The organism is Bacillus sp. AFS023182 (assembly GCF_002560575.1).
In the GTDB taxonomy this organism is placed as follows: domain Bacteria; phylum Bacillota; class Bacilli; order Bacillales; family Bacillaceae_G; genus Bacillus_A; species Bacillus_A arachidis.
Window position 1 is genome coordinate 96731 of the sequence record NZ_NTRO01000028.1, and the last position, 25865, is coordinate 122595.

At 35.3% G+C, this 25865-nt stretch carries 20 protein-coding genes and 3 pseudogenes; 20 read left to right on the forward strand and 3 right to left on the reverse strand.

Annotation, left to right across the window (positions count from 1 at the left end):
• Positions 1 to 124: 124 nt before the first annotated feature.
• Positions 125 to 1339, reverse strand: coding sequence for a MerR family transcriptional regulator (locus tag CN288_RS14990; protein ID WP_098302559.1), 1215 nt, complete (start codon positions 1337 to 1339; stop codon positions 125 to 127).
• Positions 1340 to 1578: 239 nt separating this feature from the next.
• On the opposite strand from CN288_RS14990, the gene CN288_RS14995 reads away from it, so the two are divergent.
• The 12 genes and pseudogenes from CN288_RS14995 (at position 1579) to CN288_RS15045 (ending at position 16015) form a co-directional block, all read left to right on the forward strand.
• Positions 1579 to 3198, forward strand: coding sequence for an amidohydrolase (locus tag CN288_RS14995; RefSeq protein ID WP_098302560.1), 1620 nt, complete (start codon positions 1579 to 1581; stop codon positions 3196 to 3198).
• Between the two features lie 98 nt (positions 3199 to 3296).
• Positions 3297 to 3573: pseudogene (locus tag CN288_RS15000) on the forward strand (aldehyde dehydrogenase family protein); the annotation flags it as partial.
• Positions 3574 to 3595: 22 nt separating this feature from the next.
• A complete protein-coding gene (locus CN288_RS15005) occupies positions 3596 to 5017 on the forward strand; it encodes an MATE family efflux transporter (protein WP_098302561.1) in 1422 nt (473 codons plus the stop codon).
• Between the two features lie 468 nt (positions 5018 to 5485).
• Positions 5486 to 7708 carry a helix-turn-helix domain-containing protein gene (locus CN288_RS15010; protein WP_098302562.1) on the forward strand — a complete coding sequence of 741 codons (2223 nt, stop codon included), beginning with the start codon at positions 5486 to 5488 and terminating at the stop codon, positions 7706 to 7708.
• A 91-nt stretch (positions 7709 to 7799) separates the two neighbouring features.
• The gene (locus CN288_RS15015) at positions 7800 to 8657 is read left to right on the forward strand and encodes a 3-hydroxyacyl-CoA dehydrogenase family protein (protein WP_098302563.1); all 858 of its coding nucleotides are present in this window, start codon (positions 7800 to 7802) and stop codon (positions 8655 to 8657) included.
• A gap of 19 nt (positions 8658 to 8676) precedes the next feature.
• Positions 8677 to 9456, forward strand: a complete 780-nt coding sequence (locus CN288_RS15020; protein ID WP_026591973.1) for an enoyl-CoA hydratase-related protein — start codon at positions 8677 to 8679, stop codon at positions 9454 to 9456.
• A gap of 6 nt (positions 9457 to 9462) precedes the next feature.
• A complete protein-coding gene (locus tag CN288_RS15025) occupies positions 9463 to 10644 on the forward strand; it encodes an acetyl-CoA C-acetyltransferase (protein WP_098302564.1) in 1182 nt (393 codons plus the stop codon).
• A gap of 16 nt (positions 10645 to 10660) precedes the next feature.
• The gene (locus CN288_RS15030) at positions 10661 to 12235 is read left to right on the forward strand and encodes an AMP-binding protein (RefSeq protein ID WP_098302565.1); all 1575 of its coding nucleotides are present in this window, start codon (positions 10661 to 10663) and stop codon (positions 12233 to 12235) included.
• A 259-nt stretch (positions 12236 to 12494) separates the two neighbouring features.
• A complete protein-coding gene (locus tag CN288_RS29620) occupies positions 12495 to 12623 on the forward strand; it encodes a hypothetical protein (protein ID WP_255259986.1) in 129 nt (42 codons plus the stop codon).
• Between the two features lie 107 nt (positions 12624 to 12730).
• Positions 12731 to 14089 (forward strand): MFS transporter, encoded by a 1359-nt coding sequence (locus tag CN288_RS15035; protein WP_026591970.1) that lies wholly within the window; start codon positions 12731 to 12733, stop codon positions 14087 to 14089.
• A 491-nt stretch (positions 14090 to 14580) separates the two neighbouring features.
• A complete protein-coding gene (locus CN288_RS29625; protein WP_026591969.1) occupies positions 14581 to 14709 on the forward strand; it encodes a hypothetical protein in 129 nt (42 codons plus the stop codon).
• A gap of 271 nt (positions 14710 to 14980) precedes the next feature.
• Positions 14981 to 16015, forward strand: a complete 1035-nt coding sequence (locus CN288_RS15045; RefSeq protein WP_026591968.1) for an AI-2E family transporter — start codon at positions 14981 to 14983, stop codon at positions 16013 to 16015.
• A gap of 72 nt (positions 16016 to 16087) precedes the next feature.
• On the opposite strand, the gene CN288_RS15050 is transcribed toward CN288_RS15045, so the two are convergent.
• Positions 16088 to 17032, reverse strand: coding sequence for an L-lactate dehydrogenase (locus tag CN288_RS15050; protein ID WP_026591967.1), 945 nt, complete (start codon positions 17030 to 17032; stop codon positions 16088 to 16090).
• 442 nt (positions 17033 to 17474) lie between these two features.
• On the opposite strand from CN288_RS15050, the gene CN288_RS15055 reads away from it, so the two are divergent.
• From CN288_RS15055 to CN288_RS30220, 7 genes and pseudogenes are all read left to right on the forward strand, one after another.
• Positions 17475 to 18401: a CobW family GTP-binding protein gene (locus CN288_RS15055; RefSeq protein ID WP_035414962.1), complete on the forward strand. Its 927-nt coding sequence runs from the start codon at positions 17475 to 17477 to the stop codon at positions 18399 to 18401.
• Between the two features lie 411 nt (positions 18402 to 18812).
• Entirely contained in the window at positions 18813 to 20030 is a 1218-nt protein-coding gene (locus CN288_RS15060) for a substrate-binding domain-containing protein (protein WP_026591965.1), read from the forward strand.
• A gap of 99 nt (positions 20031 to 20129) precedes the next feature.
• Positions 20130 to 20903 (forward strand): ABC transporter ATP-binding protein, encoded by a 774-nt coding sequence (locus CN288_RS15065; protein ID WP_026591964.1) that lies wholly within the window; start codon positions 20130 to 20132, stop codon positions 20901 to 20903.
• Positions 20881 to 21585, forward strand: a complete 705-nt coding sequence (locus tag CN288_RS15070) for a branched-chain amino acid ABC transporter ATP-binding protein (protein WP_026591963.1) — start codon at positions 20881 to 20883, stop codon at positions 21583 to 21585. Before CN288_RS15065 ends, CN288_RS15070 begins: the two co-directional genes overlap by 23 nt.
• 25 nt (positions 21586 to 21610) lie before the next feature.
• The gene (locus CN288_RS15075) at positions 21611 to 22471 is read left to right on the forward strand and encodes a branched-chain amino acid ABC transporter permease (protein ID WP_026591962.1); all 861 of its coding nucleotides are present in this window, start codon (positions 21611 to 21613) and stop codon (positions 22469 to 22471) included.
• A 1-nt stretch (position 22472) separates the two neighbouring features.
• Positions 22473 to 23477 (forward strand): branched-chain amino acid ABC transporter permease, encoded by a 1005-nt coding sequence (locus CN288_RS15080; RefSeq protein ID WP_026591961.1) that lies wholly within the window; start codon positions 22473 to 22475, stop codon positions 23475 to 23477.
• A 111-nt stretch (positions 23478 to 23588) separates the two neighbouring features.
• Positions 23589 to 23682, forward strand: a pseudogene (locus CN288_RS30220) (transcriptional regulator); the annotation flags it as partial.
• Positions 23683 to 23922: 240 nt separating this feature from the next.
• On the opposite strand, the gene CN288_RS15090 reads toward CN288_RS30220, so the two are convergent.
• Complete coding sequence (locus CN288_RS15090; protein WP_231503937.1) at positions 23923 to 24207, reverse strand: TetR-like C-terminal domain-containing protein; 285 nt, start codon at positions 24205 to 24207, stop codon at positions 23923 to 23925.
• Between the two features lie 288 nt (positions 24208 to 24495).
• On the opposite strand from CN288_RS15090, the pseudogene CN288_RS15095 reads away from it, so the two are divergent.
• Positions 24496 to 25725, forward strand: a pseudogene (locus CN288_RS15095) (cytochrome P450); the annotation flags it as partial.
• Positions 25726 to 25865: the final 140 nt, after the last annotated feature.

Genomic DNA, 25865 nt, shown 5'->3' on the forward strand with positions numbered 1-25865 from the left:
CTTGAAACGTGAAAAGACTGCAAAGATTTCTAAAAAATCGCTTTGCAGTCTTTTAATCTCTTGTTTCGTTTAAATAAAAATCAATCGTATTTCATTCTGAATCAACGGTACGATATAGATACACCTAGATAGCACGATTTGCAATATAACCCAGTAAATTAACTTTTTCGCCTTGTTCGTGATAATCAAGAAAAATACCAGGGTTATCTGTCGAGCCAATGATTGTCCTTTGCTGAATCTTTAATCCCTCTTTCCCTAAGTTAGACTCAAGATAATTTGGGTATAAGACATGTGGGTGTGAATTAGGGTATAGGGTGCGAAAATTAAGTAAAGAGGTTGCACCTTCATGATAATACAGGTAATTTCCAATGACCTTAGATCTGTCGTTCATATAAGTCTGTAACAAGGTAATTGGGAAGACGTTTTTATGCGAACAAACATCGTTAGTAGTAATACTGTCTATCACGACATCTATTGATCCAGGTTTTAGAGGGAGAAGATAGTCAGTATTTTGGATATACACAATACGAAGTTTTGAGTTGACTTTTTCAATTAAACACTTCAATTTTTTAATCATAGTCAAAGAGAAACCACAAAAAATATAAAAGGTATCCGAGTCAAGTGATGATATGTACTTTGGTAAGGAGACAGATATATCAATATTTGTTTCAATTACGACTTTATTTGATAAATCTTGTTCCTTCAATACCTTAATCATCCATTGGTCCCCTTTTTCTCTTAAGCTGACAAAGCTTGGGGTAAATTCCTTCATTGTTTCTTCATTGAGGATACAGTAGGGAGATTCCTCTAGGTTTGAAGTCACTACTATCCCATCTTGTATTGAGGAAAAGTAACCACATGAACAGGTTAATTTTGCTTCAGAAATATTACTGTCCCGTATAGATGCATCACTAATGTTTAATTGGACTTTGCAATACGGACAATAAAAAAATGGAATGAAGGATATTGGTACACCGGTATAGCTGCATGAAATAGCGGGTTGCTCGAAGGATTGCAACTTATCATCTATGAGTTTAATAAATCGGTTCAGTTCCTTTTTTTCTTCTACAAACGTATTTTTCTTCTCCGATAAGAGATTTTGATAATAACTAATGTCGATATTAATGGTCAAACGTTTGTATGAAAGAAATTTTTGAATTTCTTTCAAAGAGAACTGTAGATGTTTTAGTTCTAATATTAACTCCATGTCATCGAGACAGGATTGATTCAATTGGAACTGAGCCCCTTTTTTTTCTGGAACTAATAACCCTAGTTCAATATAGTAACGAATTGTATCCACAGAAACATTATAAAGTTTAGCAAAAGACCCGATTTTCAACTATATCCCCCCGATCTACAAAAAAGTGGTTATGAACTCCATGTTTTCAAGAAATAATGTGAAAATACTTGTATTGACATGAAGTTCAACCCGACAGTTATTATAAATATACATATAATTAACAGAATAATCAAAAAATACAGAGTGTTATTTGATTTATTCGCAAACTACTATGAAAAATAATGTTGTAGTAATTAATAAGTACAACTTTTCGAAAATTTCGTCAAGGGGGAATTCAGGTGAACGCTGATTTTATATTCATAAATGGTGAGGTTATAACGGTAAATCATGAAAATGATGTTGAGCAAGCTATTGCTATTAAGGGGAATCTAATTATCGCCGTAGGTACAAACGAGGATGTAAAACCTTATATTACTGAGAATACAAAAGTTATTGATTTGCAGGGGAAAAGTCTTCTTCCAGGATTTATCGATTCACATCTACATATGCTGCATGGAACGAATAAATTAGGGGTTGATTGTAAGGAGTTGCATATTAAGTCTATAAAAGATCTTATAGAAGCTCTCAAGGCAAAAAAAATAGAAACACCAAAAGGGCAATGGATTCGTGCTTTTGGATTTAACGAAATGGCAATTTTGGAGGGAAGATATCCTACAGTCGATGAATTGGATGATGTTTCTCAGGAGCATCCCATTTATATTTCGAGAACATGCAACCATATATGCGTGGTAAATAGCAAAGCTCTTGAAATAGCGGGTATTGATGAAGATACACCAAATTTGGATCATACTCAAATTGAACGAGACGACACTGGTAAATTAACTGGGCGATTAATTGAGAGTGCCAATATGAAGATGTTTGAGGTCGCCAAATATACGGAGGAAGAATTACTCAAGGCTTTTAAACTAGCATCTGATGACTTTCTCTCTTATGGAATTACAAGTGTTCACGATGCGGGTGGGCACGGTCCTGATCATTTCAGAAACATTTTTAAGGCAGTGCAAGCTGGCGATGTTCGCGTTCGTGTATATGCAATGATATGTGCACTACATAATTCGGAAGAGTTCGTTGATAAAATGATCGATGCAGGAATTGTCACAGGTATAGGAGACGATAAGTTTAGAGTTGGACCTGCCAAAATATTTACCGATGGAAGCAGTAGTGGTCCAACTATCGCAACTAGAAAACCATATACGAGTAACTCTACTGATTATGGTATTCTTTATTATACTCAGGAAGAGATTGATAGGATTTTAACAAGAGCACATCAAAAAGGATTTCAAATTACGGCACATGCCCAAGGAGATAAAGCGATTGAAATGGTTCTGAATTGTATTGAAAGTGCACAGCAAAAGTATCCTAGAGCAAACAGTCGACATCGAATTGAACATGCTGGTATTGCCGAGCCCGACTTACAAGAACGTATGAAAAAGCTTGGTGTGATTCCGATACCAAATCCGCCATTTTTCTATGAATTTGGTGAAGGTTATATGAAGAATTATGGTGAGCGTGTAAACCATATGTATCCTCTCCGTGATTATTTGAATCATGATATTATCGCTGCCGCCGGTTCTGATTGTCCCGTAACCTCCTGCGATCCTTTATTAGGAATACATGTTGCGGTAAATAGAAAAAGTAAAAATGGTATTGATGTAGGTGGAAATCAAAGGATTAGCGTTTTGGAAGCGATTCGTCTGTACACATGGAATGGTGCCTATGCAAGCTTTGAAGAAGATCGTAAAGGAAGTCTTGACGCTGGGAAGTTTGCGGATTTGATAGTATTAGATAAAAGTATTTTGAATACAAAAGAGCAGAATATTAAAGATTTAGTAGTAAATATGACAATGGTCGATGGAGAAATTGTATTCCAGAGGGAAGGAGTCCTTTCAAAAGGATAGGAGTAGGGAATATAGTTCATCGGAGGAGCTATTATTCCAAATCGGGATGATAGTGCATACGATGAGGTTTATGACGCATAGATGGTAGTTTTGAAAGCGGTTTCCTTGTTGAACCCACAATCTTTATCAATACTAGGCCAGAGATGAGAAATGTGCAGGAAGAAATCTTTGGCCCAGTTTTAGTTGTTCAAAAGTTTAGAGATGAAGAAGAAGCGATTACTTTGGCGAATCATACAGTATTTGGGTTGGTTGGTTATAAACAAAGTGGAATTGGTAGAGGGTAGGGGAACATACGGACTCGATGAATTTTCAGAAATAAAGCAAATTAATCTAAGCTATAAGGCACAACGGGTTGGATGGTTTTCTAATCAATAAGTATAGTTTAGGGAGGTAATGTATGGATCATACAAACTTGGAGATTCCAAAAATAGAAAATATTAAACCGAAAGCACTTGTGGAGAGAGAATTAGGAACAAAAAAAATAACGCATTTGTTTTACCGTTATATTTTGCTTGCTATATTAGGGAACATATTTTTGGCAGTTACTTCATTTGTAGATGGGAATATTTTGGGGAATATAGGGGCAACAGAACTAGCGGGTGTGGGGATTGGTTTTACTATTATGGTTCTCTCTCGTGCGATAGGTACGCTAGTTGGAGTTGGAGCGGGAGCGGTGGCTGCTCTTAGATTAGGAGCTGGAAAAATCGATGAAGCAAGAAATGTTGTTGGTCAATCGATTTGGTTTGGGATCATCCTGTCAACAATGATTGGTGTCGCTGGTTATATTTATAATGAGCCTCTTATGCGTTTTTTTGGTGCGGATGATCAGGCATTACCGTATGCAATTCAGTTTGGAAATTACATGTGGCTTTCGTTTCCTTTTACAGTATTAGCAGTTATTCTTAGTATTCTTGCTATTCTTGACGAACGCCCGGGACTTAGCGTGTGGAGTTGGTTTGTTGGAGCCATTTTAGCAGCTGCTGTGGAACTACTATTATTTCATAAATTTCAATATGGAATAATAGCTTCCGCTTGGGCTAATATTATTTCTCAATCGACCCCATGTCTTCTTATTTTTTATTTTCTATTTAGCAAAACTTTGCTCAAACCTAAGCTGAAGGACTTGAAAATGAAGTTAAGAGATATTTGGGAAGTAAATGCAACCGGATTTGCCGCATTTTCAATTTCACTTACTATGTTTATCTCCGTCATTATTATTAATAATTTGTTAGCTTCATTAGGGGGAGAATTACATATATCCGCCTTTGCCATACAAAATGGATATATAACTAACTTTCTTATTTTAATCGCAATGGGGGTAGTAACTGGTATTCAACCGATTATTAGCTATAATTATGGTGCTAGGCTGTATGAGCGGGTAAGGGAAGTTACTCGGTTAGGAATTATATTTACATTCATAACTAGTGCTTTCTTGACAGTATTATTGTTTTTCTTTGTCGATCCGATAGTTGGTTTCTTTACAGGAGGAGATGCAGCTTTACAAGATATTAGTATATGGTCGACAAGAGTGTTTAACTTGTCTTTTCCATTTGTCGCAATTGTAGTGCTCATATCGGGCTATTTTGAGGCAATAGAGCAAAATGCTAAGGCGACGTTTATAGGAATAGGGCGATCTTTTCTTTTTTCGTTACCGTTATTTTATCTTCTCCCTAAGATGTATGGAGTTGAAGGTGTATGGTATTCTATTCCAGTTGCAGATATACTTGCATTTTTGATAGCTCTTCTCTTTATGTATAAAGAGTTTCAAAGATTAAAGCATATGAACAAAAACGAGAGATATAGAGGTCAAAAAAGATAATCTAATTGAATTTGTATGTAAGATTAAAATTGTGCATTTCATGTAGTAATCGTATCATATGAAAATAAATCAGATGATAGATGAGAGAGGAATTAGTAATAAGTAGTAGTGAATGAAGAAAATATTTTATTGATGCAAGAGTTACTGAAGGGGGGAGAATTGTGGCGTTTATCGTTAAAAAAATTTCATCACAAGAATATGAGAAATTAGAAGTTGCTACATGGCATGTTTCACTCTAGGTTATGATGAATTATAAACAACTTATATATTTAATTTCATTTTGGACAGATTTCATCAACGAGGTGAAGCTGTCTTTTTTCATCGTAAATATGTCAATACCATTAAAGATAAGAAGAGTAGGATCGGTACTTTTCCTTATAGAGTTTAAAAGAAGTGAAGCTGTAAAGATAGTCCACTGCAAATAGTGGAATAAATAAGAAAATAATGAACATGAGAGGGGGCATATTTATGAAATTAACTGAGCGGGAAAAACTCACAAAAAAAATTGAGAATCATCTTCGTATTACAGCACGTCAACTTGTAAAGTTTGATACGGAAGAGGAGACGTTACAATATTTAATTGAATCATTTCGTTCTAAGTTAGCTTGTGATTTAGTTGGTATTATTTTAAAAGAAGGTGAGAACTTAATTCCTAAAGTATGGAGCGGCGGTTCAGATACGTTTGGAGACTCATTCCCAATAAAAATAGATGAATGCTCGCCAAAACTTCTCATTCAGGGTTTAACAATTGAGAAGTCTAATTGGGAAACGAAATGCGAATTGGTTAAATTATTGCAAGCAGAAAAAATACAAACATGGTTTACTGTCCCTTTAAAAGACGAGGAAAATAGTTTTGGATTCTGTATTATCGGTTTTATGAATGCAGTTCCGTTATTTATGGAAATGGACAAGCCATTTGTAGACTTTGGAAAAGATATAGCAGTAGCAATAGCTCTGGCAAAAAGAAAAGAAGCTCAAAAAAAGACCATGTTAGATGTAGAATGGATTAGTAAAAATCTCTTTTCAGATTCATCTATAGAAGAAGTGGTCGAAAAAATAGTAGAGCGTGCAGGGAAAGAGACTAACGCGATGGGTGCATGCATCTATTTGTATCATGAAAAAGAAAATTATTTTTCTTTTCAACCGCCTTCATACGGAGAAATAAATCAATCTAAAAAAATTATTACTGAAAATAATTATATGCTAAAAGAATATTTTCCGTTTTTGGAAGTTACCGGTGGATCTCAATTAACGGTTCCGTTAGTTGTAAATCTTAAAACAATTGGTGTGTTACATGTCGAAACGAAAAGTAAAGGTGTATTCACAAATGAGGATTTAGAAGTCCTTGAATTATTATCTAGTCATGTTGCTGCTATGCTTGAAAACGTTCGTTTATATATGAATGAAAAAGAGCATAAACAGCGGTTACATTCACTATTGGATTTTCAACAGGCACTTGTCAAAGAAACTGTAGATCAAGATGATTTCAATGGCATTACGACAACTTTAAGTAAAACTTTATCAAAATCAGTGGTTGTATTAGATCGATTTTTACGTCCGATTTCGTATCACCTATCTTCTGGAAAGCAAATGGGTATTGAAGAAATAGTTGAATGTGCAATATATCAAATTATTCAAGAGAAAAATAGAGACGCAGAGTTTTCTCTTAAAAATATAAATGAAACGAAGATCGTTTTTTGGCGGATTAGGGGTGGAGGTGATCTATTAGGTTATCTTGTTATTGAACTGTCGAACGATGAAGTTGATGAGTTTCAGCGGATTAGTATTGATTCCGCCTTAAACGTATTTTCAATTCAATTTATAAAGCAAAAACTGGTCTTAGATACAAAAGAACAGGTCAAGGATAGTTTCATCCACAAACTATTAGTTGAAAAAATAGAGGATCGAGAAACCATTTTTCAACATGCTAATGTATTTAACTGGGATTTATTTGATCAGCATCGCATCTCAGCACTTTCTATTACGTTTAATGAAACGGACATAAAACATAGTGATATTCTAAAACAACAAGCGCAAAAATCATTACTGTGGGAACAATTAAAAATGCAGATTTCTATCGTGGACAAAGATATTCTTCTTGCAAATAAAGGAGACGAATATATAATGTTTGTTCCAATAGAAAAAGAAAAAAATAATCCCAAAAATTATTGGTCCAATCTTTATGGAAATATTAAGAGATGGATGGAGGTGGAGAAAATGCCCGTTCAAGTTTTCCTAGGTGTAGGTGGGAAAACAAAAGAGTTACAAGATTACTATATTTGTTATCGTCAGGAGATACAAGCTCTTCATGTTGTATCTAATTGTTTTGATAGAGGAGGGGTTGCATTGTTTGATGAACTAGGCGTTTATACCGTATTGCATTATTTAAAAGATTCTTCAGTAGCAACTCTATTTATAAAAAAGCATCTTGGACCGTTATTATATGATTCAGAAGGGAAAAACGCAGATTTGTTTCAAACATTGCGAGTATATCTTCATCATAATGGGAGTCTTAAAGATACGTCTGAGGAGCTTTATATTCATAGGAGTACACTTCAATATCGAATCGAGAAAATAAAAAATTTACTAGAAGTGGATCTTGATTATTCTGAATACAGATTGAATTTAATGATGGCTTTTAAGTTATATGATTTATATTATAAGAATTCCTCCAAAAAGCTGAAAATGTAAATCTTCTTTCCTACTTTGTGTAGGAATTATTTTAAATTATTCTATTTTATAATGAAAATACAGAAAAATTAAAAAATAAGGAGGTAAGTTGATGAGTATATTAACAGTTGGCATAGTCGGTGCTGGCACAATGGGAAGTGGGATTGCCAATTTGGCAGCTATGTCAGGGCTTAACGTCATATTACGAGATGTTGAAGAGAAATATCTTCAACACGCTATAGCTAAAATAGAAAAGTTTATAGACAGAAGTATTTCTAAAGGGAAAATGACAGTAGAGCAAAAGGAAGAAGTAATGGAACGAATTACAGTAACAACAGATCTCGAAGATATGAAAGAAGTTGATATTGTTATTGAGGCTATCATTGAAGATTTAGAACTGAAAAAGGAAGTTTTCTCAAAGTTAGATGAAATTGTTCCTGAAAACGTAATTCTTGCCACTAATACTTCATCGATGTCCATCACAGCAATTGCTGAAGCGACAAAGAGACCAGAACGTGTTGCTGGTATGCATTTTTTTAATCCGGCACAAATTATGAAACTAGTGGAAGTGGTTCGTGGTTATAAAACAAGTAATGAAACAGTAGAAGAAATTAAAACATTTTCGAAGAAACTGAACAAGGAAACTGTAGAAGTAAAAAAAGATACACCAGGATTTATTGTAAATCGAATTATGATTCCGCAATTTATTGAAGCGATTAAACTTTTAGAAGAGGGAGTTGCATCTCCAGAAGATATTGATAAAGCGGTTACATTAGGCTTGAATTATCCAATGGGTCCATTTGCTTTACAAGATTACGCAGGTGTAGATATCGGTCTCCACGTAATGGATTATTTTTATGAGGAATTCAAAGATAATCGCTTTGCACCCCCTGTACTACTTAAATCGCTTGTAAGAGCTGGAAGATTAGGGAGAAAGACTGGGGCTGGTTTCTACGACTACGACAAATGAATAATTGGGGGGAGTAAAAATGAATTGTGAGTTTTTACAATATGAAATTGAAAATAAAGTAGCGATTGTATATATAAATCGCCCGCCATTCAATCCATTAAACACACACGTATTTAATGAATTGAACTCTTTGATGCATGATCTTGAAGTCAATACCGAAGTACATGCAATCGTACTTACAGGTAGCGGTGAAAAAGCATTTGTGGCAGGTGCGGATATTCATCAAATGTTAGACTTGGATTTAGTTGGAATGATGGAAATGAATACAATTTCAAGAGCGGCTTTTTCTAGTATTGAAAACTTATCAAAACCCGTTATCGCTGCTATTAATGGATTAGCACTTGGTGGAGGGCTTGAATTGGCTTTAACGTGTGATTTACGTATAAGCTCGGACAAAGCTAAATTTGCATTCCCTGAAGTAAACCTTGGCATTATCCCTGGAGGTGGGGGTACGCAGCGTTTACAAAGGTTAGTAGGTCAAGGAGTTGCAAAAGAGTTGTTGTATTTCGGAGAGATGTTTGATGCACAAAGAGCATTAGCAATTCAATTGGTCAACAAAGTTGTACCAGCAGAAGAATTACTATCAACTGCTAGAGAATGGGCTGAAAAGCTGGCACAGAAACCAATTGTTGGTATGCGTATGCTAAAGACCGCTGTTAATACAGGTAGCAACGTTGATCTTGAATCTGCACTAACAATTGAGAGCGCATGTTTTGGAACTGCATTTGTCACAGAAGATCGAAAAGAAGGGATGACAGCCTTTACAGAAAAAAGAAAACCAATCTTTGTAGGGAGATGATTCTTCATGAGTAAGACAGATGTGGTTTTAGTAGAAGGTGCTCGTACACCTTTGGCAGAATTTTGCGGATCGTTTCGAGATGTTTCTGCCATTGATTTGGGAGCGATAGCTTCAAAGGAAGCGATAAAAAAGGCGAATGTCAATCCTGAGGAAATCGACCAAGTAGTGTTCGGAAATGTCCAACAATCCAGCCGTGATGCGCACTATTTGGCTCGACATGTAGGGTTAAAAGCGGGACTCTCTATTCATGTTCCAGCCTTAACTGTCAATCGCTTGTGCGGAAGCGGTCTAGAATCTATTTTAACCGCCGCGCGATATATTCTTACAGGAGAAGCGAACATGGTCTTAGCCGGAGGGGCTGAGAACATGAGTCAAGTTCCTCATGTCATTAGAGGGATGCGATGGGGGAGTCCGTTAGGCTCACCTACTATGGAAGATTGGGTGTGGGACGGTCTTTATGATACTTATGGAGATTGTACTATGGCTGTGACCGCAGAAAATTTAGCGAAAAAATATAAACTTTCTCGTGAAGAAATTGATGAATATGCTTTTTTAAGTCATCAAAAGGCTCTAGCCGCCATGGAGAAGGGATATTTTAAGGAAGAAATCATTCCAGTTACTGTGAAGGATAAAAAGGGATCTAAGATTATTGATACGGATGAACATCCGAGAAACACGAGCATAGAACAACTGAGCAAATTGAAGGCTAGGTTTATTGAAGGAGGGGTTATTACACCGGGGAATGCTAGTGGAATGAATGATGCCGGAGCAGCAGTTGTTTTAGCTTCTGAAGAATATGCAATCAAAAAAGGGTTGAAGCCTCTTGCACGATTGGTTTCTTGGGATGTAGTCGGAGTGGAACCAGAGCTCATGGGGATCGGTCCAGCACCAGCCATCCGAGGCGCCCTGCGGAAGGCCAGTCTAAAATTGGAAGATTTGGACTTGATTGAAATCAATGAAGCCTTTTCTGCGCAATATTTGGCCTGTCAAAAGGAATTAGGATTTAATCCAGAAATTGGAAATGTGAATGGCGGGGCCGTTGCCTTAGGTCATCCTTTGGCAGTTTCGGGAACAAGAATTTCTTTATCTTTAATCTACGAACTTGATCGCAGGGGAAAGAAATATGGAGCATCATCTGTCTGTATCGGTGGAGGTCAAGGGATTGCTGCTATTTGGGAGCGACTGTAAGAAGGGAGGGTGAAAAATGAGCCACAATTTATCATTACCAGAGGTACTTAACCATTCGTCTCAAAAATTCCTAGAGAAAGAGGCGTTATATGATGGATATAGTCGTGTTACGTATGGAGAGTTGAAAAATCATGTTGAATATATAGCGTCAGCATTGTCCCAGCAGGGAATTGCAAAAGGCGACAGAGTGATTGTCTGCTTACCAAATTGGAATGAATTTGTAACGATATATTTTGCTATAGCACGATTAGGGGCTATTCTCATTCCATGTAATACACGTTATCGTACTACAGAGTTAGAATATATAGTAGAGAATTCTCAAGCAAAAGCAGTTTTTCTTATGGAGGATTTTCATCATATTGACCTCTTCAAACCATATTTGAATGGAACAAAAAAGTCTCACGCACTGGAATGCATTTTCACAGTGCGTTTTAAGCAAGATGGATATTATTCTTTTAATGAATTAATTGAGTTAGGACAAAAAACTCCAGCCCCGAAAGTTGTAATTGACCCAAAGGAAGATGTTTTCGCCATTTTATATACATCAGGTACAACCGGTAGACCAAAAGGAACGATGCTCACACATGAAAATGTGGTCTTTACAGCTAAACTATCAGCAGAATGGCTGCGGTGTAGTAGCTGTGATGTATTTTTAATAGCTGTTCCTGTTTTCCATATATTTGGAATGGTACCTGGCATTTTATCAGCTATTTCGTCAGCAGCCAAAATTGTATTTATGGAGAAATACAATGCAGAAAAAGCGTTAAAAATTATAGAACTAGAAAAAATCACAATTCATCATGGTGTTCCTACCATGTTTATTCTCGAGTTAAATCATCCTACCTTTACAAAAGTAGATTTAACATCATTACGTACAGGGATTATTGCATCCGCACCCTGTCCGGAAGAAATAGTCACCAAGATTCGAAGGGTCATGGGATGCGACATTGTCGTATCATATGGGTTAACCGAAACGTCTGCTGGTTTAACCTTTACTAGTTTTGATGATGATGATTCGATTCGTTCAGAAACGGTCGGGAAGGCAGCGCCTGGTGCAGAAATAAAGATTGTAGATGCAAAGCGAGAGGAAGTAGCATCTGGAGAAGTCGGCGAATTAGTATGCAGAGGCTTTGGGGTTATGAAAGGTTATTACCAAATGCCTGATCAAACAAGAGAAGCTGTTGATAAAGATGGATGGTTTTACACGGGTGATTTAGCGACAAAAGACGAAAGGGGTTACATACGGATAGTCGGGCGAAAAAAGGAGATGATCATTCGTGGAGGATATAATATTTATCCTAGAGAAATCGAGGAAGTTTTTTATAAGCACCCTAGTGTGCTCGAAGTAGCTATTATTGGATTACCTGATTCTGTTTTAGGAGAAATTTCTTGCGCCGTGATTAAACTAAAGCCTAATTATGTTGAAGATGAAGGTTCCATGAAGGATTACGTGAAAGATAAAATCGCAAATTATAAAATCCCTGATAGAATCGTCTTTATGGAAGAGTTGCCGATGACAGCAAGTGGAAAAATTAAGAAACTAGTATTACAGGATGTTATTAAAGAGAAGTTATATTCCTCTCTTCAGTAAATCTTGAATATTTTTCTAATTATTAATGAAATGTTTTAATCTGATAGGCTATTTCGTTTATATAAATCTAAGACTTAAATTCTGAATATTCTGAGTTTTATAAAGGTTAGAATTTATATGAATCAAGTAAAGCCGGCTTAGATTATATCAAACTTTAAAATCATGCCCGCCGGCTATTTTATGTAGAACTAGGATATTCAAGCTGAAAAACGGTATTGGATCGTTCATGATAACTTCGAAATGTTAAGGAGAGATATATATGAACAGTTATGATGATCAACATTATAAGAGACAAGTATTAGTTATTGGGGCTGGTCCAGTTGGTTTGACAGCGGCTTTGGCCCTTCGAAGCTTAGGGTTAGTTGATGATCAATTCTATGTACTGTAATCGGTACATTCTTTTTTAGATGACTAATGTCAGTGTGTTCAATTTTCATCGTTTTTTAACACCTGTAATTTTCGAAAAATATTAAATTGATTTCGGAGGTGTACGTATTGAACGCAATCAACACAACTCAAATTATTGACCGTAGTCGTTTTAGTTCGTTCCATATTTCTTTAGTTTTTTGGTGCTTTCTAATCATTCTTATTGATGGATATGATGCAGTAATATATGGTTCGGTCGTTCCAATTTTAATAGAAGAATGGGCAATGACACCCGTTACAGCAGGTACAATCGGCAGTTATACTGCTGCAGGGACAGCCCTTGGTGCTATATTGTTTGGGTTTTTAGCTGATAAAGTAGGAAGGAAAAAAGTAATTTTATTTTGTACTGCGCTCTTTAGTCTTTTTACGGCTTTAGCAGGGTTTGCCGAAGGACCTTTAGCTTTTACGGTATTACGTATTATAGCTGGATTAGGACTTGGAGGTGTTATGCCTAATGTTATCTCATTAACAACAGAATATGCTCCTAAACGAATAAGGACCGCTATAGTTTCATTTGTCTTTTGTGGTTATTCAGTTGGAGGCATTATAGCAGCGCTATTAAGTAAATCGATGCTGCCTACAATGGGATGGAAGCCGATATTTTGGGTTGCAAGCTTGCCTTTACTGTTACTTCCATTGATAGCTAAAGCAATACCTGAATCAGTAGGCTTTCTTTTGGATAAAAGTAAAGATAAAGAAATAAGTAATATACTTAGTAAATTAGATTCGGAGTACAAAATGAGTGAAAATGTTAAATTTGAAAGACCGCAAGTGAAGGAAAAAGGATCACCTATTGTTAAATTATTTGAAAAAAAGAGGGCTCTTAGTACCATCATGTTCTGGATTTCTTGCTTTAGTTGTTTTGTATTGATCTATACGATGAGTACATGGCTGCCAAAGTTAATGATTCAAGCCGGGTATGATTTAAGTTCAAGTTTAACATTTACGGCAATGATGAATGTCGGTGCAATAATAGGAACCATAATTTTTGGACGGTTAACTGATAAATGGGGATTCAAAAAGGTTATGATACCGCTTTATATTTGCGGAGCACTAGCTCTTTCAGCTATTGGCCTTACAAAGAGCTCATTGGTTGCATATATATTGATCGGTGTTATCGGTGCTGCATCAGTTGGTGTTCAAAATATAGGAAATGCTTTTGTTTCTCAATATTATCCGCCTTCAATGCGCTCAACTGGTATCGGAGCTACTATGGCATTCGGGAGAATTGGAGGTATTGTAGCACCTACATTTGTAGGAGTATTATTAACGATGAATTTACCGGCGAATATGAATTTTATAGTTATTGGAATAGCTGCAATAGTGGGAGCGATAGCTATACTATTTGTTCAAGAACGATACTCCGACTATAAAACTGAAGGCAAGAATGTAGATGTGTCGCAAAAAGATTTAGGAGAAAAAATGTAAAGATGATGGAAGAGTAATAAACATATGAGTTCGCGCAAATCATTTATAAAAATATAGGCTATGTAGGATGATATAGTAAACAATTTCGTTCTCCTCAAAAGCGACACTAAATTTAATAAATACACCAGTGATTATCTACTTTACATTATGTTGTCCCAATAGTGTTACCTCTATTGGGACATTTTATTTTTGTGAAAATGCAATAACGCGAGCAAATGATATGAAGTATTATCAAAAAGGGGCCTATGTGCAGGCTGTATTTTTCTCGTATTAATAGGCTGCTCGTAAAAGCTCAATCGGTTTAACTAATAATCAGTGGGGAATGAAGACCCCTCCACTGATTAGAATCTCACTTTACCACGCCTTAACAGAGTGAAATAACCTTTTTTACTTAATTTGTTATGACATGAGTATGAACTTTTTATTTAGGGAAGAAATATAACAAATAATAAGTACTCGACTCAGTGAGTTAAACAAAAGGATGTGTCGTGATGAATAAAGAGAAGAAATATACAGTTGTAGGTACTGATATTGATGAAGTGAAACGTTTAAATAAAAATTCCGGACTAACGTATAATCAAGTAAAAGAATTATTAGCAAAGCGAATGAACCGGAGATAAAAAGATTAAATAGAGCCATAAACAATTACGTTTATGGTTTGTTTATGTGTTTTAGAATATCGCCAATGACTAAAAGGATATGCTGATATAAATGTACACCTATAAATAAAAAAATCAGACAATTAAGAAGAAAAAAGTGGATTCTTTCAAACTAGTAAGAAAGAATGGCTTTAGGAGTTCATAAAATATTATAAGATAGTAATGAATAAACGGTCAATATTTTCATAAATATATTGAATTTCTATCTATTGAAGGGGGCGATTAATTTTTAATGATTCAAATGAAAAATTTCTTTCAAAGCAGAGGGTTTCAGAGGCTCCTTGTATTAGTCATTTTAGCCCTTATATTATACGGGCTAAAAAGCATGATTAATTTAATATTGATTACCTTTATCCTTACGTTTCTAATGGATCATTTTCAAAGATTTATTTCTGAAAAGCTTAATCGGTATGTGAAGATAAATAGGAAAGTGATTATCGCTTTTTTATACATTGTTTTAGTAGCGTTTATTATTACTATTGTATATAAATATTTACCTGTATTGACAATACAGATTTCACAATTGATTCACCAGTTTAAGTTGTTTTTTAAAAATCCTCCTGATAATGAAATGATAAGATATGTGTTTACTGCAATTAATCAAATGGAAGTATCGAAGTATATTGAACAAGGTGTGGATGTGATTTATCAATCGTTAGCGAATATCGGAAAGGTAAGTTTACAAATTTTACTTTCTCTTATTTTAAGTTTATTTTTCTTGTTAGAAAAGGAGCGTATTATTGTTTTTACCTCTAAATTTAAAGGGAGTAGGCTGAGTATTTTCTACGAGGAAATTGCATACTTCGGTCAGAAATTTGCTCGTTCATTTGGAAAGGTTATTGAAGCGCAGTTTTTAATAGCTATTGTAAATTGTATTTTATCTGTTATTGCACTTTGGTTTTTAGGATTTCCACAGCTTCTTGTATTAGCAGTTATGATTTTTTTGCTGGGGCTCATTCCTGTTGCAGGTGTTATTATTTCACTATTTCCACTTTGTATCATTGCGTATAATATTGGGGGAATTGCATATGTCGTATACATATTAATTTTTATTACAGTTATTCATGCAATTGAAAGCTACATCTTAAATCCGAAGTTTATGTCTGCGAAAACAAATTTACCTATTTTTTATACATTTATGATTCTTATCTTTTCGGAGCATTTTTTAGGAATATGGGGGCTTATTATTGGGATTCCAATCTTTATCTTTTTACTTGATGTGCTTGAAGTATATGATGGAGAGAAAGCTCATCCACATACAGAATGAATTTTTAAGCTATGCAAAAAGCAATTCAAAATAATTGGATTGCTTTTTGCAAGGTCATAATCAACGTGCATTTTACAGTATAGGAGCCATAGTTTCTTTTAATACTTGAACAGAGTGATCGAACTTTAACTCTTCGTCTTCACTCAAATCAACTTCTAAAATTTCACGAACACCTTGACGATTTAAGACCGCAGGAACACCGATATAAACATCTTTTTGTCCATATTGCCCTTCAAGATATGCAGATACAGTTAATACGCTATTTTCATCATTTAAAATTGCTTTTGTTACGCGTAAAAGTGACATACCGATTCCATAATATGTAGCACCTTTTCGTTCAATGATGTGATAGGCTGCATCGCGAACGTTTATAAAGATTTCATCTAAATCTTTTTGGCTAACTTCATTATCTTTTTCAAGAATCGTTTGTAGTTTTTGGATTCCAATTGATACGTGACTCCAAACAGGAAGCTCTGTATCGCCATGCTCACCAATAATATAAGCATGAATATTGTGAGATCCAATATTAAAATATTCTCCTAGCATATAGCGGAAACGAGCAGAATCTAGAGTTGTACCCGAGCCAATTACTCGTTCTTTCGGTAAGCCAGATTCCTTCCAAGTTACGTAAGTTAAAATATCTACAGGGTTTGTAGCGATTAAGAAAATACCATCAAATCCGCTATCCATAATACTACGAACAATTTGTTTGAAAATTTTAGTGTTTTTTTCAACTAAATCTAAACGTGTTTCACCTGGTTTTTGTGGTAAACCAGCAGTAATTACAACAAGATCTGCATCTTTACAATCTTCATAGCTTCCTTTCCAAACTCTTGTTGGTGCTGGAGCAAAGGGAACTGCATGACTTAAGTCCATTGCTTCTCCTTCTGCTTTTGCTTCGTTTACATCAACGAGAACAAATTCTTCTGCAGCCCCTTGGTTAATCATACAGTAAGCGTAGCTACATCCTACTGCCCCAGTTCCGACTAATACAACACGGTTAATCCCTTTTTTCATATGACAATTCCTCGCAATTTCAATAATTTTTTATATGTAAAAAAATAGGTATTACTATTATAGATTCAAATCTAGTTTATTACATTTCATGAAATATATACAATTATTTCAAAATCTGTTCATATCGGTATTAATTATAAGGAGTGAAACATAAGTATCTTTTAGCTGGGGTCAAAATCCATACTTTTACGGAGGATTTATAGCTCTTGAACTAAGACTAGACATCGACTTATAAATCGCAGTGGCTTGCGTACATTTTATAGGAGAACATACGACGTTAACACACGGTTAAATACCAAGAGCAAGTGGGTTACTTATGAAGTGAATCAACATAATGAGCTTGTTTTGTTTACAAATAGCAGCTGTTTTAATAAAATAATGAATATAAATCGTAATAATTACGCTTTGAAAAATAGAAACGCAGAAATGGATGGTCGGTAATATGAGTAAAGTAGAAATTCATATATTGGGTGGCTTTTTAGGTAGCGGAAAATCAACACTGTTACAAAATTTATTATTAGCAGAAAAAAAGAAAAATCGAAAAGTCGCTGTTTTAATGAATGAAATAGGAGAATACTCGGTAGATACAGATATTATAGGGAAGGAGAATGTTTTAAGAGAACTTCTAAAAGGATGTATTTGTTGTACATTAAAAGATGAGCTTGAGATTCAGTTACATTCTTTATACCAACAAGAAAGGCCGGATGTAATCTATATAGAAACAACAGGAGTTGCTCACCCAATTGAAGTGTTAGATGCATGCCTTTCACCTATTTTAGCTCCTTATCTTGACGTGAGATCCATTGTTGTTGTATTGGATGCACTGAGATGGTTAAAGCGTGATACACTAAGTAAAAATATTCAACAACTTTTACATGAACAAATCAAATACGGAAGTCATATCCTCATTAATAAATTAGATTTATTAAAAGATGAGGAGAAGAAAAAAGTTTTAGAAGAAGTAGCAGCAATAAATAAACATGCGAAATTGTATGAAACGCAGTATTGTAATATATCTTTAGAGGATATAGAGGGTGTGGAACTTACAGAAGATAAAGAACATGAAACATTACATATGAAGCAGCATTTACATATACAAACGATGACATATCAATTTACGAAATTAATTAATCAAGATCAATTATATGAATGGCTTTCCAATTTACCGCAGGAGATTTATCGTGTAAAAGGATTTGTGAAATTTCATGGAGAGAAATATCCGCACTTATTACAATACTCATTTGGTGTACCGATTTTATTGGAACAGGACTTTGGGTTTCCTACAAACTTGGTGATTATTGGTGAGAGTTTAGATAAGAAACAATTGGCAGAAGAATTAGGTGGATTAGAGAGTAACTCGATTTCATAATTTTTGTTGATATAGAAAAGCAGCGTAGAATTATAGATTCTACGCTGCTTTTGTATGTATAAAAATGATAGTGATTGGAAAGTTAATATTATTTAAAGAAAGCATAACCTTCATATGCTATAACAACTCTACCATTTGGAAGTTAGTTTTTTGTAGGGCTAAAATATTAGAAGAAGAGAACAGTTATTTTAATTTATTTGTTCCAGGAATGATATGTATAATTCATATAATTGTATGAACATTTACAAATGTATTGGAAGGGATTTGGAAATGTCTGGCGAATGTAGAGGTACTTCGAGAAATTTCTATTGACAACATAGTCTACATTATTAATAGCAAAAAGTCATGATTACGGATGGTTACTTTGGCGGATTTGATTCTATCAGAAAGTAAAGTATGGGGAGGATCACAATGTCAGCAAAAAAACGTAAGTGGCTAAAAATGGTGTTTACGGGATGTATTCTTGGTTCATTGTTAGTAACAGCAGGATGTTCAGGGAAAAAAGTAAGTACAGATGATGAGAAGACGATTAAGGTAGGTGTACTAGCTTCGTTAACAGGACCGCTTGAATCATATGGGAAACAAACGGTAAACGGGTTTGAACTAGGACTAGATTATGCAACAGGCGGGACAGGGAAAGTAGAAGGGAAGAAGATTAAGTTTGTTGTAGAAGATACGGAAACAAAAGCGGATGTAGCAGTTAAAAAAGCTACGAAACTATTAGAAGAAGAAAAGGTCGATTTTCTTGTTGGATCTTCGAGTTCAAGTGATACATTAGCAGTGTTACCATTAGCGGAAGAATATGAAAAAATAATGGTTGTTGAACCTGCGGTTGCAGATAGTATTACGGGGAAGAACTGGAATAAATATATTTTTAGAACAGGCAGAAATTCATCTCAAGATGCTATTGCTGGTGCTGCATCCATTGCTAAAAAAGATGTAAAGATTGCAACGTTTGCTCCAGATAACGCGTTTGGTCGTGAAGGAATTGCTGCGTTTAAAGCGGGAGCGAAGAAACTAGGGGCGAATATTGTAAATGAACAATATGCTGATACGAATTCTACTGATTTTACTGCAAATATTCAAAACATCATTAGTTCAAAACCAGATTATTTATTTGTTGTTTGGGCTGGTGCGAATTCACCATGGAAGCAATTAAAAGATATGAATGTAGAAGCACAAGGGATCAAGATTTCAACGGGCGCACCGGATATACCAGCATTAAAGACGATGGACGCATTAGTAGGCATGCAAGGATTTTCAGTGTATTATCATACACTTCCGAAAAATAAAGTAAACGATTGGCTAGTGGAAGAACATAAGAAGCGTTTCAATGGAACAGTTCCAGATTTGTTTACAGCTGGAGGAATGTCAGCTGCAATTTCCATTGTTGAAGGGTTAAAGAAAACAAAAGGAGATACAGATGTTGCTACGCTTATTAGGAAAATGGAAGGAATGGAATTTGAAACACCAAAAGGAAAAATGAAATTTAGAGAGAAAGACCACCAAGCTTTGCAAGCGCTTTATTCTATAACGTTACAAAAACAAGAGGGTATTGATTATCCAGTACCTGTTCTAGAGCGAGAATTAACAATGAAAGAAACCGAACCACCAATGCAAAATGAATAGACTGAATATTTAAAAAGATGTAAGGGGAGGAGGGAATCTCTCTTTACATCAACTTCTCTTTTTTATCCTGAAATATGAATTTTTTGAGGAGGGGATAGAGTGAAGAACTTGTTAGAGACTAGAAATCTTTGTGTCTCATTTGGAGAACATCATGTTATTAAAGACGTAAATTTGATGATACCAAAAGGAAAACTTATTTCTATTATTGGACCTAACGGAGCAGGGAAGACAACTCTATTTAACTTGTTAAGTGGACAAATTCCCCCAACAAAAGGTCAGATTTATTTTAAAGAACGTGACATTACAAAGTTATCGATTCCAGAGCGAACCCGCCTTGGTATGGGACGCTCTTTCCAGCTTACAAATATTTTTCCGGAATTAACAGTGATTGAAAATGTACGCTTAAGTGTACAGTCGTTCGTTCAAGATTATTATAGTTTTTTTCCAAACTTCTCACGATTCAAGCAGCAGACGGGAGAGGCGAGGCGTCTTCTGAAGACAGTATTGCTTCACGAAAAAGAAGAAGTGCTAGCGAAAGATTTAGCACATGGGGAAAAGAGAAAATTAGAATTGGCCATGCTGCTAGCGCTCAGAACAGATGTATTACTACTTGATGAACCAACAGCGGGTATCTCTGTTGAGGAAGTCCCGGCTATTCTTCAAGTGATAGAGAATATAAAGAAAAATCGTGAGAATACAATTGTACTTATTGAACACAAAATGGATATGGTTTTACATGTATCTGATCATTTAATTGTATTATTTCATGGCGAGTTATTGGCCGAAGGGTTACCAGAAGAGATTATGAAGGATGAACGTGTACAAACGGCGTACTTAGGGGGATTATATGGTGACACTATTAAAAGTGGATAATATAGAAACGCATTTGGATCAGTTTCATATTTTGCAAGGTGTTTCTTTTATGGTTGAGAAAGGAACAATTACCGTATTGTTTGGAAGAAATGGCGCTGGAAAAACAACAACTTTACGTTCAATTATGGGGTTTCATCGGATTTCTAATGGAGAAATTTATTATTGTGATGAGAAAGTAAATGGTTTATCTACCCATCTGATTTCGCGAAAAGGAATGGGCTATGTGCCAGAAAATCAAGGGATCTTTCATGATTTAACGGTAGAAGAAACATTTGCCCTTGCGGGAGCGAAGAAAGGGCTAGAGGTCGCAGGGAAAGTAGAATGGATGCTCAATTTATTTCCAGATTTAAAGCAATATTGGAATAAAAAAAGTGGGTTGTTGAGCGGAGGACAAAAGCAAATGCTGGCGATTTCAAGAGCATTCATTAATAGTGATGGATTGCTATTAATTGATGAGCCAAGTAAAGGATTAGCGCCGATTATGATTGAAAAGTTAATGTCGGCAATTTTGAAAATGAAAGAGAAAACAACTGTTTTACTTGTGGAACAAAATTTTATGATGGCAAGCCAGATCGGTGATTATTTTTACATTATGGATAACGGGAGAATTGTTCATAACGGTCCGATGCATGAATTGAAGGAAGATAAGGAAACGTGTCATAAGTATTTAGGGATTTCTTAACATTGATACGAAGGAGGTATAGAACGTGGATGTGTTAGTGAACTTGTTTGTAAACGGCATTTCAACAGGTATGCTTATTTTCTTATTAGCATCTGGACTGTCACTTATTTTTGGTTTAATGAGTGTACTCAATTTTGCTCATGGTGGATTGTTTGCATGGGGAGCTTTTACAGGTGTGTGGTTATTTAATATGACAGATAGTTATGTAATTGCATTAATAGGGGCGATTTTGATGGGAATGTTTCTCGGTTTCGTTTTAGAAAGATTTCTTATTCGTCCTGTTTATGGAAATCATGTTCGTCAGCTTCTCGTTACACTTGGTGGAATGCTCGTACTTAGTGAATGTATAAAAGTATTTTGGGGACCGAATCCAATTAGTGCTAAATTACCAACATGGTTACAAGGAAGCTATACATTTGATGGAGTTATATTAATTAAGTATCGTTTATTTGTGATTGTTATTGGAGTCATGATTTACATCGGCTTGATGTTGTTATTACGTAAAACAAAAATAGGTCTTATGATTCGTGCAGGTGTAATGGATAAGGAAATGGTTCAAGCACTTGGTATAAATGTAAAAGCTATATTTTCATTTGTCTTTTTATTAGGGGCTGGAATGGCGGCATTAGGCGGTTTTCTTCTTGCGCCATATTCAGGAGTTATTTTTGCTGAAATGGGTATGCAGTATGCTATTTTAGCATTTATTGTTGTCATTATTGGAGGGTTAGGCAGCGTACAAGGTTCAGCGATCGCGTCTTTAATTGTAGGGTTGGCTGGAGCGTTTACGGCTTATTATATACCTGATTTATCACTTGCAATCAATATGTTAATGTTGTTGTTTTTCTTAATAGTCAAGCCAACAGGACTCGTTGATGAAAAGGGGTGAAATGGTGAAAAGCACATTTAATCGGGCTGGGGTATATTTTGGGATAGCTGTATTGGTTTGTTTAAGCGTGTTCCCTTTTGTAAATGATTCGCGAAGTTTACTCATTTTGTTTACACAAATTTTCATCTTTGCTATATTTGCGATGAGTTTTGATCTTCTCCTTGGTTATACAGGAATTGTTTCATTCGGTCATTGTATGTTTTTTGGAATAGGAGCCTATTGTGTGGCGCTTTTATTTGATCGATATGAGGTTTCGGTGCTTAGCTTTTTTATTGGCATTGCGATCGCGATTGTACTATCAGCGATAATTAGTTATATAGTTGGCTTACTCTCTTTACGGTTAAAAAGCCACTTCTATGCAATGCTAACACTGGCTATTTCCCAATTATTCTTTGTACTTGCTGAAAAGTGGCGAGCTGTCACGCATGGGGGAGATGGCTTTACATTCGGTGTACCTGATATGTTTCGTGATCGGTTCATATTTTACTACATTACACTCGTATGTCTACTTGTGATTTTTTTATTGCTTCGTCTATTTACTCAATCTTCTATCGGAAAAGTTTTGAAGGCAATTTCGCAAAATGAGCAACGAGTAGAAGCACTTGGATATAAGGTTCTTCACTATAAAATTATTGCGAGCATCGTTGCGGGAGTAGTAGCAGCGATTAGCGGTGGTTTATTCGTTATTACATTACGATTTATAAATACATCTGTTTTTTCAATTGAAATGACTTTGAATGCTTTATTGATGGCAATGATAGGGGGAGTTGGAACACTAATCGGGGCGATTGCAGGCGCGGGGATTATTGAATTTCTAAAGTATTATTTATCAGAACTGGCGGCGCAGTATCCAATCTTTGAGCGATGGACGATTTTCCTTGGGTTATTATATATTATTGTGTTATTAGGTTTTCCAACAGGATTAATTGGAGCGATTAAAAAAATAAGAAATATAACCAAGAAGAAGAGGATAGAGAAAGGTAAGAAAGTTGAGCATAGTGCATGAAGCCTGTCCTCAATATTCAAAGAGAAATGCAGAAAGTAGCAGCGAATTAGCAATCATCGAGGAGAAGCACCTATCTCATAAAGTTTTACTTTATGAGATTTTTTGCGTGTATTTCAATCATCATTTTTTGATGATGTATTAAATGAAGAAGAACAAAATATTCTATACGTTTATGACCTGTGTTCTTAAGTATAGCGAAAAAAGAATTACCAGCAGAGTAATTTTTTTATGTATAATTTATGGAGATTTAACAGTTGAAGAGCTTGGGACAAAGTTAGATTTACCTCTGTTTTTAGAAGAAAGAAGAAAAGAAATAGAAGAAAAACTAGTGCGATTTTAGTAAATGGTATGGAAAAAGCCGACACGAATTCTTTTCGTATCAGCTCATTCAAAACGGTACATCTTTTTTAAAAACATCGTAACTATATTTTAAATTCACATCCACTCAAACTTCTTTATTACTCAATTTAAAAAGCATATACAACCTCTTGGCGAGAAATTGCGGTGTATATGGCATGTCCCTATGTAACCACTTTACAATCGTTCCAATTAAAGCTGAGGAACCGTACCAAATAGCAATATCTTTTGGAATATCTTTAGTAGCGAGAAAGGAGTCACTTTCTGCTCTCTCTGTTATATGGCCTGAAAGTGTATTTAACAAACGTTCTGTAAAAATCGGTGTTCGTCTAGAACCAAGAACTACTTTATAGAATTTAGCATTGTCAGTAATGTATTCAAGTAGGTCTACGAGTTTTAACCATCTTTATAAAGAAAGTTAAACGGGCTTCCGAATTAGAATCTAACAATCCTGTAGAGATGGTAACGACAGAGAAATTAAGTACAAATTAAAAGCCATTTGAGTTTCTGAATAAAAAAAGAAGCAATTTATACCATTTGTTAGTCAACATGTTTGCAGTACATCGCTTCTATCTTTATGCAGACTGGAAATGTGATGTACTCCAAATATGATTATTTATAGAGTGACTTATACAATTTTTATTTTTAAGGAGGAATATCAGTGAGTAAAGAAGTCATTGCAATTACAGAAATCCCTAATTTCCAGACACGTACTGAAGAGTTTTTTCCTTTAAAGTGGTATAAAGAAATGCTTCACAATCATTCTGTTTATTTTCACGAAGAAACGAATACATGGAATGTGTTTAAGTATGAAGATGTTAAACAGGTGTTAACCAATTATGAAGTCTTTTCAAGTCAGGGGCCTAGAAGCGGTCTTTTTGTCGGCGATAATAAAAAGTAAGAAAGCACTTCACCTATAACAATGATTACGTTCCTTGATCCTCCTGATCATCGAAAAGTGCGTTCCTTATTAGCAGCAGCTTTCACTCCCCGCAGTTTAAAAGAGTGGGAACCTCGTATTCAACAAATTGCAACAGAGCTTGTAGAAAATATACAAGAAAACACTACAATTAATATTGTGGAAGCTTTGGCGTCCCCTTTACCTGCTCTAGTAATTGCCGATTTATTCGGCGTACCTGCACAAGGTCAAGGTCAGTTTAAAGAATGGGTTGATATTTTGTTCCACCCATACGACAAAGAAAGGTTAGAAGACCTTGAACAACAAAAACAAAAGGCAGCGAAAGAATATTTTGAATACCTTTACCCTATTGTAGTTCAAAAACGTTCGAACCTTTGTGATGATATTATCTCGGATTTGATTCAAGCTGAAGTAGATGTGGAAAAATTGACGGATAATGAAATTGTACAGACAACTATGTTACTTTTAGGGGCAGGTCTTGAAACAACTAGTCACGCAATAGCAAATACATTCTATTCATTGCTTTATGATGACAAGTCATTATATGGAACACTAAGAAATGATATAGGGTTAGTCCCAAAAGCTGTTGAAGAAATGCTTCGATATCGTTTTCATATTTCAAGGAGAGATCGTACGGTCCAACAAGATAATAATCTATTAGGGGTTGAGTTAAAACAAGGTGATGTAGTCGTTGCTTGGATGAGTGCATCTAATATGGATGAAAACATGTATAGTGATCCTTTCTCTATAGATATTCATCGTTCAAACAATAAAAAGCACCTGACTTTCGGAAGTGGTCCGCATTTTTGTTTAGGTGCACCTCTTGCACGATTAGAAATGAAAATTGCATTAGAGGCATTCTTACAAAAATTTTCTAGTATCGAATCAGTAGAAGGGTTTGAATTAGAAAAAAACTTAACTCCTTCTGCTACGGGACAGTCCTTGACTTATCTACCAATGAAAGTTTATAAGGAGTCCTGCCGACAAACCGCGGATATCGTACGTTATCAGGATCTAAATTGTGAAAATTCATAAAAATTAAGGGATGATACATATTACACATGACTAATATGTATCATCCCTTTTACTTTTTGTTCCATAATCGGGCCAGA